The following is a 12,202-nucleotide window of genomic DNA, read 5'->3' as shown; positions in this document are numbered from 1 at the left end:
GTCACACGAACAGCCGCTCTTTCTCGAGACCCTTGTAGAGATCGGCGACCTGATCGCCATAGCCGTTATAGATCAGTGTCGGCACCCGCTGATCGGTGCCGAGCACCCGCTCGCTGGCCTGGCTCCAGCGCGGGTGCGACACCGCCGGGTTGACGTTGGCCCAGAAGCCGTACTCGGCCGCTTGCAGGCCCTCCCAGAAAGTCTTGGGCCGAGCCTCCACGAACGAGATCTTGTTGATCGACTTGATCGACTTGAAGCCGTATTTCCACGGCACTGCCAGCCGGATCGGGGCACCGAATTGATTGGGCAGGGGCTTGCCGTAGATGCCGGTCGCCAAGAAGGCCAGGTCGTTGCCGGCCTCGGCCATGGTCAGCCCCTCGGTATAGGGCCACGGATAGATGAACTGGCGTTGCACCGGCGCCACGGCCTTGTCCATGAAGGTCTGCATCTGCAGGTACTTGGCCCCCGATAGGGGCTTCGCGAGAGCCACAAGCTTGGCGAGCGGGAAGCCGGTCCACGGCACCGACATCGACCACGCCTCGACGCAGCGGTGGCGGTACAGCCTTTCCTCCAACCCGACCTTGCGCACGAGCTCTTCGACGTCGATCTCGAACGGCTTCTCGACGAGGCCGTCGACCTTGATCGTCCAGGGCTTGGTCTTCAAGGCGTTAGCCTCGGGAAGAACCGTCTTCGAAAGGCTGAACTCATAGAAGTTGTTGTAATTGGCGCTGTATTTCTCGGGCGTAACCGCCCGGTCGAGGGTGTAGGCCCCGTTGCGGGTCGCAGGATAGAGGTCGCCCGCGGCGTAGACAGCCCGTCCTTCGAAAGCAGAGGCGGCCACGAGGCCAGCGGCACTTCCGAGCAACACACGGCGATTGAGAAAGACGCTCTCGGGAGTCGCTTCCCGTTCTGAGATTTCCCATCCGCGCTGGCGCTTGATGTACATCGTGGTTCCTCGGTCTTCCGCAACGGAGGTGCAGCCGGCACCCTTCCCTCACATCGGTACGCCGCCTCCTGGAGGCAAGCGCAACGACCCTCACCTTTCGGCGAGGATCGTGCGGCGGTTACGTCGGAATGCGGATCGTCCGAGTTTTCAGGCCGCGTCGTCGCGCAAAGCCCGGCGCAGGACCTTGCCGACATTCGTCTTCGGCAGGCTGTCGTGGAAGACGATCCGCCGCGGCACCTTGTATCCGGTGAGTTGCGACCGGGCGTAGCTGCGCAGGATTTCGGTCGTGAGCGCCTCGTCCCTGCGGACCACATGGGCCACGACCATCTCGCCGGTTTCCTCGAAGGCCGCGCCGACCACGGCGCATTCGAGCACGCCGGGATGGCCGGCGATCACGTCCTCGATCTCATTGGGATAGACGTTGAAGCCCGAAACCAGGATCATGTCCTTCATCCGGTCGACGATCCGAAGTTGGCCATCAGGCAGCAGAACCGCCACGTCGCCGGTTCGGAAATATCCGTCCGGGGTCGTGGCGCGCGCAGTCTCGTCGGGACGGTTCCAGTAGCCTGCCATCACCTGCGGTCCGCGAACACAGAGCTCGCCCGCCTCACCCGGCGCCACCTCGTAACCGTCAAGTCCGCGGACCGCGACGTCCGTCGAGGGGAGCGGAAACCCGATCGTACCCGACCACTGCTTCAATCCCGGCGGGTTGACGCACACCACCGGAGAGGTTTCCGACAGGCCATAGCCTTCGATGATCGCATGTCCGGTCAGCGCCTGCCATCTCGTGGCCACGGCGGATTGAACCGCCATGCCGCCCGCGATGGTGAACTCGACCTTGGAGAAGTCGACCGTGTCGAAGCCGGGCTGGTTGAGCAGCAGGTTGAAGAGCGTGTTCACGCCCGACAGATGCGTGAAGCGATTCGACTTCAGGGTCTTGATGAATCCGGCCGCGTCGCGAGGGTTCGGGATCAGGAGGCAGCAGCCGCCCACCTTGAAGAAGAAGAAGAAGCAGCAGGTCAGCGCGAAGATATGATAGAGGGGCAGCGCCGTCACCATCACCTTGCCCGAGCCATTCGTGCCGGCGCGGCTGAGGCCGAACCAAGCATCGGATTGGGTGACGTTCGCCATGATGTTGCGATGGGTCAGCATCGCCGCCTTTGCGACGCCCGTGGTGCCGCCGGTATATTGGAGGAACGCGATGTCGTCCGGCGAGATCGCGGCGGCGGCGCGCTTGCGAGAGCGGCCGTCCTTCAGCATCGCCTCGAAGCCGATCTTCAGGCCGGCCGGTAAGGTGTAGGCCGGCACGGCCTTCTTGATGTAGCGGGAGGCGAGGCCGATGACGCGGCCGCGTAGGCCGAGGGCGTCTCCGGGGCCGGACACCACGACGCGGTCGAGCCTGACATCGGGCAGCGACTCGGCGACCGTTCGAGCGAAATTTTCGAGCACCACGATGATGCGGGAGCCAGAATCATTGAGCTGGGCGGTGAGTTCGCGCGGCGTGTAGAGCGGATTGATGTTCACGACAGTGCAGCCAGCGAGCAGCACGCCCATGATCGCGATCGGATAGGCTGGGACATTCGGCATCATCAGGGCGACGCGGTCGCCCTTGCCCAGTCCCTGCGAGGCGAGCCAAGCCGCCATGTCTCGTGCCGAAGCGGCCACGGAAGAATAGGTCAGTGTCGCGCCGAAGCACTGGACGGCAGGTTTGTCCGCGAACTGGGACACGCTGGTCTCGAACAGGTCGACGAGGGTGCCGAGACGATCGGCTTCGATCTCGGCGGGAACGCCTGGCGGATAAGCAGACAGCCACGGTCGCGCAGCTTTCTGGTTCGTGAGCATGGCGTTCTCCCTGTTGTTCGAAATGGCGATTTTTCGCCTTAGTTCATATCTGAACCATTTATCGATATCCTGCCATAGCGATCAACCCAGCGTAGATGCGTTCACGGTGTCGTCGACAGGATCTTAGGCACTAACCAGCCGTTCTGTATGCCCGAATTGCCTTGATCGGCGGAAGGCAACGAGCAGGGCGTGCGGCAGGAAAGCCACCAGCGCCAAGCCTATCGCTACGAAAGCGTCGCCGGAGCGAAGGGGACCGCGTGGCCAGTTACCAAAACCGGCCTCCCGAGCGATTCCGAGGACAGCGAAAGCGAACCATAGGAAGAGGAAGCCGATGATGGTCGCAACGGCGATGCTCCTGAAGCCACGAGGCCCTCTTTCGGCGCCCGCAGCGAGGCCCCCGAGCCCAAGAGCGATCGCGAAGAGAAACGCTGCGGTCGCGGCACCGAGGCCGTAGGCGACGATCATCGGCTGCTGATTGAGGAACGCCATGCCGCCGGTCGCGAAGGCCCCGCGAAGGACGAGACCGCCAAAGGTCGGATAGAGACTGAGGCCGAGGAGAAGGACGGCGCCGATACCGAGTCCGACCGCTCGCCGAATCGTGCCGGAGGGGCCGGGCGCCGTTGCGGCTACGACGAGCCTGGCGAGGCCATAGACGATGGCGGCAGCAAAGAGCGGGTATCGATCGAGGAAGAAGCCGTAGAATGACGCCGAGAGACCCGGCGGCAGCGCGCTGCGATGATCGAACCCGGCCGCCCACGCCGCCAGGATCGCGATGACGACCGCCGCTAGGGGGAGCCCGGCGGCGGCGATCGAGCTCATGACTCGTAGTTGTCCCGGACAAGACGGTCGAGGAGGCGCACGCCCCAGCCAGCGCCCCAGGACCGGTTGATCTCGCTGGCATTGGACGACATTGCGACACCCGCGATGTCGAGATGCGCCCAAGGCACGTCGTTGACGTAGCGCTTGATGAACGAGGCCGCGGTAGCCGCCCCGCCATGGCGGCCGCCCGAGTTCTTCATGTCGGCGAACTTCGAATCGATCGCCTTGTCGTAGGCGGGAATGAGCGGCATCCGCCACACCGCCTCGCCGGTGGCCTCGCCCGCTGCGGAGAGCTTGGCGGCGAGTTCGTCGTCGTTCGAGTACAGGCCCGCGATGTCCTGCCCGAGTGCGACGATGATGGCGCCGGTGAGGGTCGCGAGATCGACCATGAGCTTCGGCTTGTAGGCGCCCTGAATGTGCCAGATGACGTCGGCGAGGACGAGGCGGCCTTCGGCATCGGTGTTGATGATCTCGATGGTCTGGCCTGACATAGAGGTGACGATGTCGCCGGGGCGCTGGGCGTTGCCGTCGGGCATGTTCTCGACGATCCCGATGGCGCCGATGACGTTGACCTTAGCCTTCCGGGCGGCCAGCGCATGCATGGTGCCGACGACGCAGGCGGCCCCGCCCATGTCACCCTTCATGTCCTCCATGCCGCCGGCCGACTTGATCGAGATGCCGCCCGAGTCGAAGCACACGCCCTTGCCGATGAAGGCGATCGGCGTCTCGTTCGGATCGGAAGCCCCATTCCAGCGCATGATCACGACGCGGGCTTCCTTGGTCGAGCCCTGGGCGACGGCGAGCAGGGCGCGCATGCCGAGTTCGGACAGCTCCTTCGGCCCCAGCACCTCGACGCTCACGCCGAGTTCGGTGAGTGCCTGTGCACGACGGGCGAACTCCTCCGGATAGAGGACGTTCGGCGGCTCGTTCACGAGCTCGCGGGCGAGCATGACGCCGTCCGCCACGGCGTCGGTGGTCCTGGCGGCGGCGGCGGCGGCGGCCGGGTCCGACGTCATGAGCGTCAGCGCAGTGAGCTTGGTGTCCTCGGCATCGGGCTTCTTCTTGGTCTTGTACCGGTCGAAGCTGTAATGCCGCAGGCGCGCCCCGAGGGCGACGTCTGCGACGTTGGCAGCGGTCATGCCCGGAACAGCGAGGGCCAGATGCGCAGTACGGCCGGAGAGCTTGCTCGCCGTGAATCCTCCGAGGGCCAACCAGTCGGTCTTGGCCCGATCGGCCTCGGAGCCGAGGCCGACCACCACGAGGCGGTCCGCCTTCAGGCCGGCGGGAGCCGGAAGGCTGAGCGCGGAGAGCGATTTGCCCTTGAACCGCTCGCTCGGCGCGGCGCGCGCGATCAGGTCGGCGACGTTGCGTCCGAGCACTTCGAGGACGCTGGGAGCAAGGGTGAGGTCGTCTCCGACGAAAACCACCAGATCGCCGTGGTCCACGGGGCCGAGCGGCCCGAATGCGATCGTGATACCGTCCGCCATGACCTTCGCTTTCCACTCTATCCGATGTGTGCTTCGGCACCCACCATCAGGGGCGGGTTCGCGCATCCTGTGTACCGATTGAGGCCGAGAACGCAACGCGGGGACGGCGCCGCGAAAAGGCCTCGGTTCAGGGGCGCATCCTCGTCCGGCAGGAGGCCGGCCGCCCTGGACACACAGACGATGTGGCGCGACCGCGAGAGCCGATGACGCAGATCCAGCGATACATCTTCCGGATCGCACTCTCGGCGTTCTTTGCCTGCCTGATCGGCCTCACCGGCACGATCTGGGTGACGCAGGCCCTGCGCGAACTCGACCTCATCACCGCCAAGGGCCAGACCCTGGTGATCTTCTTCTTGATCACCGGTCTGTCGCTGCCGACCCTGATCACCGTGATCGCCCCGGTCGCGCTGTTCATCGCCATCGTCTACGCCCTGAACAAGCTCAACGGCGATTCCGAGCTGATCGTGATGTCAGCCGCCGGCATGGAGCCGCGGCGCATCCTGCGCCCGTTCCTGACTCTCGGACTCGCGGTGAGCCTCGCCGTCGCTTTCCTGACGATTCAGGTGATGCCGTCGAGCTTCCAGGAACTGCGCGACGTGGTGACACGCGTGCGCGGCGATTTCATTGCCAACGTCGTCAAGGAAGGCCAGTTCACCAGCCTCGACAACGGCATCACCTTCCATTTCCGCGAGCGCGGCCCTGGCGGCACGCTGCTTGGCCTCTTCATCCAGGATAAGCGGGAGGCGGGAAAGACGGTGGTCTACCTCGCTGAGCGCGGCCAGGCGGTGGATTATGACGGCCAAAGCTATCTCGCTCTCGAGAAGGGCAGCATCCATAGGCAGCAGAAGGACACGCGCGAGGCCTCGATCATCACCTTCGAGCGCTACACGGTGGATCTCGCAGCCTTCACGCCGCCAGACGGCGAGGTGGTCTTCAAGCCGCGCGAGCGCTCGACGAGCCAGTTGCTGTTCCCGGACCGGTCCGAATTCTACTACACGCTCCAGAAGGGCCGCTTCCGGGCCGAGCTCCACGACCGGCTTTCGGCCTGGCTCTACCCCCTGGCTATCGCCTTCATCGCCTTCGCGGCACTCGGCGACCCCCGCACGACACGCCAGGGCCGCGGCATGGCGGTGGCCGGGGCGGTGATCGCCGTCGTACTCCTGCGCATCGCGGGCTTCACGGCAAGCAGCGCAGCGGTCCGGAGCCAGGGTGCGGTCTTCGCCATCTACGCGGTACCGCTCCTTGCGATCGTCCTCTCATCGCTGATGATCTTCCGCGGGACGGCCCTGCGCGCGGCCGCCGAGCGCCTGTCGCGCGGCCTGCAGGGAATGATTGCGCCCCGCCGGACGAGGCTCGGTTGAGGGTCCCGCTGTCATGCTGATCGGCGCCACCCTCGGCCGCTACTTCGCGGCGCGCTTCCTGCGCACGATCCTGGGCGTGTTCCTCACTGTCTTCGCCCTGGTCTACACCCTCGATTTCATCGAATTGCTGCGGCGTGCAGGCGACACGGCCGGCGCTTCGACGGGGCTGATGGCGCAGCTCTCCCTCTACCGCACCCCGGCGGTGGCAGAGGGCGTGCTGCCATTCGCCATCCTGTTCGGCTCGATGGCGGCCCTGCTCCAGCTCTCGCGTAAGCTCGAACTCGTGGTCGCCCGCGCTGCCGGCATCTCGGCCTGGCAGTTCCTGCAGCCGGGACTGTTCGTGGCGCTGGGTATCGGCGTGTTCACGGTAGCGATCTACAATCCGGCCTCCGCGCTGATGAAGCAGCGCTCCACCGAGATCGAGGCGAAGATCTTCGCCCGCTCGACCAAGGCCAATTCGGGCAAGGATCTCTGGATCCGCCAGCGCAGTCTCGACGGGCAGGCCATCATCCGGGCTGAGACGGCTGTGGAGGGAACGACCTCGCTCGCCGGGGTTTCGGTGTTCAACTTCGACGAGGACGGGCGTTTCGTCTCCCAGATCGAGGCGGCGAGGGCGAACCTTCACGACGGCTACTGGGAGCTGACCGAAGCGCGACTGATGGGCGAGGGCGCGCCGCCAGAGAGCTTCGGCACCTATCTCATCGCCTCGAACCTCGACCAGGCACAGATCCGCCAGCGCTTCACCCCTGCGGAATCTGTGCCTTTCTGGCAACTTCCAGAGACCATCTCACGCACCGAGCGGGCCGGGCTGGATGCGACCCGTTACCGACTCCAGTACGGTGTCCTGATGGCGAGACCGCTCCTCTTCATAGCCATGGTGCTGGTGGCCGCCAGCGTTTCCTTAAGGTTCTTCCGCTTTGGTGGAGTGGGCCGTCTTGTACTCGGCGGTGTGGCGGCCGGCTTCCTGCTCTACGTCGCCAGGCAGGTGATGGAGGGGCTCGGCGCGTCGGGGATCGTCGCGCCGACGGTGGCGGCGTGGTTCCCCGCCGTGGTAGGGAGTCTTCTGGGTACGCTCACGCTTCTCCATCAGGAGGACGGCTGATGCCGGCACAGCGTGGACGGAACAGGAGATTCGTTTGGTATCGGGCGTTGCGGCACACCGGGTTGCGGCAGAGGTTGGGACAAGCGTTGCGTAAGGTCGCCACCATCGCGATCGCAGCCGGATTACCGGCGCTGCTGGTCGTCGCCCTGCCGCTGGCAGCGGTGACCCCTGCGGCTGCCCAGACGAGGGCTGCGCCCAAGCCGAAATCGGACAAGCCGGGCGACCGCCTGCTCGTCGAGGCCGCGGAGCTCATCTACGACAACGACAACAACACCGTCACCGCCCGCGGCAATGCGGAGTTGCACTACGGGCCGCGCACCCTGCTCGCCGACCGCGTGCGATACGATCGCGCCACCTCACGCGTCTTCGCGGAGGGCAACGTCCGGCTCACCGACGAGACCGGCGCGGTACTCACCGGCGACCGGATGGAGCTGACGGACGATTTCAAGAACGGCTTCATCGATGCCCTGCGCATCCAGCAGAACGTCGAGACCAAGGGCGAGGTCGTGCGGGCCCGCTTCTCCGCCCCGCGCGCCGAGCGGATCGAGGGCGAGCAGACGAGCTTCGAATACGGCACCTACACCGCCTGCGAACCGTGCAAGGCGAGACCCGAGACGCCGCCACTGTGGCAGGTCCGCGCCACCAGGATCGTCCACAACAACGAGACGCACACGATCGCCTTCGAGGAATCGACCCTCGAGATCGCCGGAATTCCGGTGGCCTACCTGCCGTATTTCGAGGCGGCCGATCCCACGGTGAGGCGCAAGTCGGGGTTCCTGGCGCCGCGCTTCATTTCGTCGACGGCGCTCGGCAGCGGCATCGCGGTGCCGTACTTCTTCAATCTCGCGCCGAACTACGACCTCACGCTCTCGCCCGCCTTCCTCAGCAACCAGGGCGTCCTCGGCCAGGGCGAGTTCCGCCACCGCCTCGACAGCGGCTCCTATAACCTGCGGCTCAGCGGCATCTTCCAGACGACGCCGAGCGCCTTCCTGCCCGGACCGCTCGGTGCGGGCGACCGCGATTTCCGCGGCTCGATCGAATCCAAGGGCCAGTTCTACATCAACGACCGCTGGCGGACGGGCTGGGAGCTCGTCGGAGTCACCGACAAGTGGTTCCTCGACAATTACCGCATCCGCAACCAGAGCATCACGACCGATTATTTCCGCGAGGCGGTTTCCACCGCCTACCTGATCGGCCAGGGCGACCGCTCCTGGTTCGAGGCGCGGGCCTATTACTTCAAGGGCCTGTCGAGCTTCGACTGGCAGAAGGAACAGCCGATCGTCGCGCCGGTGATCGATTACGACAAGCGCATCAACGGTCCGCAGCCGCTCGGCGGCGAGGTCCGTTTCGAGAGCAACATCACCCATCTCAGCCGCGAGGCGACGGATTTCCAGGGTATCCCTCGCACCGGCAGCTACCTGTTCAGCCCCAGCGCCAACGGGATCAGCTACCCGCTCTACGAGACCTGCACGACCTTCAACCGCGCCAATTGCCTGATCCGCGGTCTGGCGGGCGAGCAGACGCGGGTGTCGGCTCAGGCTTCGTGGCGCCGGACCTTCATCGACGATCTCGGCCAGGCGATCACGCCCTTCGCCTATCTGCGCACCGACGCCTTCTTCGTCGACCCGAGCCGGACCGGCTTCCAGAACAACCTCGTCCAGAACATCACCTCGCAGGACCAGGATTTCTCCGGCCGCGTGATGCCGGCGATCGGCATCGACTACCGCTATCCGTTCGTCGGGAATTTCGGCGCGTTCGGCGTCCATACGATCGAGCCGATCGCACAGCTCATCGCCCGCCCGAGCGAGACCCGCATCGGCCGCCTGCCGAACGAGGATGCGCAGAGCCTCGTCTTCGACGACACCTCGCTGTTCGAGTGGGACAAATTCTCCGGCTACGACCGGGTCGAGGGCGGCGTGCGCGCGAATCTCGGTGCGCAGTACTCGGTGGTGACCCCGTCCGGATGGTACGCCAACCTGCTCTTCGGAGAGTCGATCCAGGTCGCGGGCGTCAACTCCTTCCGACGCGGCGACATCGCCAATGTCGGCCTCGATTCGGGGCTCGAGCGGCGCGCCTCCGACTATGTCGGACGCTTCCAGGTTTCGCCCAACCAGAACATCAGCCTGATCGCCCGCGCCCGCTTCGACCAGCGCGACTTCAAGGTAAACCGCTTCGAAACCGGCGCCATTGCGCGGCTGGCGCCGTTCGCGCCGATCGACCTCTCGCTGTTCTATTCCTACTACGAGGCGCAGCCGGCGCTCGGCTTCAGCCACCGCCGCGAGGGCGTCTCAGCATCCGCGACCTACCACGTCACGCCGAACTGGTTCGTCACCGGCTCGGCGCTGGTCGACCTCACTCATTATCTCGACGTGCGCGACACCTATGCGGATGCGCTCAACAGCTACCTTGCCAACCCGATCGGCACGGCGCCGATCTACGACCGTTCGGACAGGTTCTTCGTGTCCGGCATGAGTGTCGGCGGCGGCTACCAGGATGAGTGCACCACCGTCTCGCTCAACTACATCGTCGCCCCCACCGCGACGGCGCTCGGCACCCGCGAGAGAAACCAGACGGTCCTGCTACGCATCGAGTTGAAGACCCTCGGCGAGGCGGACCTGCGTCAGAACGTAAGTTCGGTGACGGCGGCTGACGGCATCGCCGCCGTGCGTTAGGGCTACCGGTGGTCGCTCTTCAGCGATTTACCGGATCGGATATGACCGCTCACGCTCCCCTCGCCCTGACCCTCGGCGATCCCGCCGGGATCGGCCCCGAGATCGCGCTCGCTGCATGGCGCGCGCGGGATGACGGACCGGGCCTGCCGCCGTTCTTCCTCGTCGGTGACCCGGACTTCGTCGAGCGCCGCGCCAGCGAGATCGGCCTTCAGGTCCCGATCGCGGAGGTCGGGGCCGATTGGGCAGTCGAGGTGTTTCCCCGAGCGCTTCCCGTCGTGCCGCTGCCGAGCGGCACCCGCATCCACGCGGTAGCCGGCCGCCCGGACCCCGCCAATGCAGGCGCGACCCTCGAGTCCATCACGGCCGCTCTAGGCTTCGTCCGCACCGGCATGGCCGCAGCGCTCGTCACCAATCCGATCGCCAAATATGTGCTGACACAGGTCGGCTTCGCCTATCCGGGCCATACCGAATTCCTCGCCGCGCTCTGTGTCGAGCCCGGCGAGACTCAGCCGCTGCCGGTCATGATGCTGTGGAGCGAGACGCTGGCGGTCGTGCCCGTGACGATCCACGTGGCGCTCCGCCGGGTGCCCGACCTCCTGACCGAGGATCTCGTCGTACGCACCGCCCGGGTCGTCGCCGCCGATCTCACGCGCCGCTTCGGCATCGCCAAGCCGCGCCTCGTGCTCTCGGGCCTCAATCCGCATGCCGGCGAGGCCGGGACGATGGGCACCGAGGATCGCGACGTCCTGGAGCCCGCCGTCGCGACGCTCCAAGCCGAGGGGATCGACATCAGAGGACCGCTCCCGGCCGACACCCTGTTCCATCCGCGCGCCAGGGCGGCCTACGACGTCGCGCTGACGCCGACCCACGACCAAGCTCTGATCCCGATCAAGACCATCGCCTTCGACGATGGCGTCAACGTCACCTTCGGGCTGCCCTTCGTGCGGACCTCCCCCGACCACGGCACGGCCTTCGACATCGCCGGCCGCGGGGTCGCTCGGCCCGACAGCCTGATGGCGGCCCTGCGCCTCGCCGCGCGCCTCGGCAGGACTGTTCGTTGAGCGAGGACGGTGCATTGAGCGGGGATGGCCTTCCGCCACTCAGGGAGGTGGTGCGCCGGCACGGATTGGAACCGAAGAAGGCGCTGGGCCAGAACTTCCTGTTCGACCTCAATCTCACCGGCCGGATCGCCAGGTCGGCAGGGCCCCTGGAAGGTGTCACCGTCGTCGAGATCGGCCCAGGACCGGGTGGATTGACGCGGGCCCTCCTGAGAGAGGGGGCGGCACGGGTCGTCGCCATCGAACGCGATCCGCGCGCCCTGCCGGCCCTCGCCGAGATCGCCGCGCGTTATCCCGGACGCCTCGATGTGGTGGAGGCGGATGCCCTCCGGTTCGATCCGCGCGAGATCGTCGGAACGGGCCTGGTGAGGATCGTCGCCAACCTCCCCTACAATGTCGGGACGCCGCTCCTGACCGGCTGGCTCACGCAGGAAGCCTGGCCGCCATGGTGGGACTCGATGACGCTGATGTTTCAGCGTGAGGTCGCCGAACGCATCGTGGCGGACGAGGACGACCGGGCGAATTACGGGCGTCTGGGCGTCCTCTGCGGTTGGCGCACGCAGGCCTCGATCCTGTTCGACGTGGCACCGGGTGCTTTCGTGCCGCCGCCCAAGGTGACCTCCAGCATCGTTCAGCTTAAGCCCAGGGCAGAGCCGCTGACCTGCTCGGTGCGTTCCTTGGAGGCGGTGACGCGGGCCGCCTTCGGCCAGCGCCGCAAGATGCTGCGCCAAAGCCTGAAGGCGGCAACGCCGGACCCTTCGGTCCTTCTCTCCGCCGCTGGCATCCCGGAAACCGCACGGGCCGAGGAAGTACCGATGGCGGGCTTCGTCGCCATGGCGCGGGCGCTCGCGGGGTAGAGGCTTCCATCAGGGCGGCCTGACATGAGAAAGGCCGCCGGGTTTCCCCGACGGCCTT

Annotated in this window: 9 protein-coding genes; 5 read left to right on the top strand and 4 right to left on the bottom strand. The window is 66.2% G+C overall.

Annotation, left to right across the window (positions count from 1 at the left end; genetic code table 11):
* Position 1: 1 nt before the first annotated feature.
* From msrP to K2Y56_RS13545, 4 genes are all read right to left on the bottom strand, one after another.
* Positions 2-946, bottom strand: coding sequence for a protein-methionine-sulfoxide reductase catalytic subunit MsrP (gene msrP / locus K2Y56_RS13560; protein ID WP_292508186.1), 945 nt, complete (start codon positions 944-946; stop codon positions 2-4).
* 147 nt (positions 947-1,093) lie between these two features.
* Entirely contained in the window at positions 1,094-2,788 is a 1,695-nt protein-coding gene (locus K2Y56_RS13555) for an AMP-binding protein (RefSeq protein ID WP_292508184.1), read from the bottom strand.
* 123 nt (positions 2,789-2,911) lie between these two features.
* Positions 2,912-3,607, bottom strand: coding sequence for a hypothetical protein (locus K2Y56_RS13550; protein ID WP_292508181.1), 696 nt, complete (start codon positions 3,605-3,607; stop codon positions 2,912-2,914).
* Positions 3,604-5,094, bottom strand: a complete 1,491-nt coding sequence (locus tag K2Y56_RS13545) for a leucyl aminopeptidase (RefSeq protein WP_292508178.1) — start codon at positions 5,092-5,094, stop codon at positions 3,604-3,606. Before K2Y56_RS13545 ends, K2Y56_RS13550 begins: the two co-directional genes overlap by 4 nt.
* A gap of 203 nt (positions 5,095-5,297) precedes the next feature.
* Between K2Y56_RS13545 and lptF the strand changes: the two genes are divergently transcribed.
* The 5 genes from lptF (at position 5,298) to rsmA (ending at position 12,144) form a co-directional block, all read left to right on the top strand.
* Positions 5,298-6,455, top strand: coding sequence for an LPS export ABC transporter permease LptF (gene lptF, locus K2Y56_RS13540; RefSeq protein WP_292508176.1), 1,158 nt, complete (start codon positions 5,298-5,300; stop codon positions 6,453-6,455).
* Between the two features lie 13 nt (positions 6,456-6,468).
* Positions 6,469-7,557 carry an LPS export ABC transporter permease LptG gene (gene lptG / locus K2Y56_RS13535; RefSeq protein WP_292508173.1) on the top strand — a complete coding sequence of 363 codons (1,089 nt, stop codon included), beginning with the start codon at positions 6,469-6,471 and terminating at the stop codon, positions 7,555-7,557.
* An 86-nt stretch (positions 7,558-7,643) separates the two neighbouring features.
* Positions 7,644-10,229 carry an LPS-assembly protein LptD gene (locus K2Y56_RS13530; RefSeq protein ID WP_292508170.1) on the top strand — a complete coding sequence of 862 codons (2,586 nt, stop codon included), beginning with the start codon at positions 7,644-7,646 and terminating at the stop codon, positions 10,227-10,229.
* 41 nt (positions 10,230-10,270) lie between these two features.
* Positions 10,271-11,290, top strand: a complete 1,020-nt coding sequence (gene pdxA / locus K2Y56_RS13525) for a 4-hydroxythreonine-4-phosphate dehydrogenase PdxA (protein WP_292508167.1) — start codon at positions 10,271-10,273, stop codon at positions 11,288-11,290.
* Complete coding sequence (gene rsmA, locus K2Y56_RS13520) at positions 11,287-12,144, top strand: 16S rRNA (adenine(1518)-N(6)/adenine(1519)-N(6))-dimethyltransferase RsmA (protein ID WP_292508164.1); 858 nt, start codon at positions 11,287-11,289, stop codon at positions 12,142-12,144. Before pdxA ends, rsmA begins: the two co-directional genes overlap by 4 nt.
* Positions 12,145-12,202 lie beyond the last annotated feature (58 nt).

This window comes from Methylobacterium sp. (assembly GCF_019745455.1).
GTDB lineage: Bacteria > Pseudomonadota > Alphaproteobacteria > Rhizobiales > Beijerinckiaceae > Methylobacterium.
Note: the sequence above shows the minus strand (reverse complement) of the source record. Positions and strands in the feature narration are given on the sequence as shown.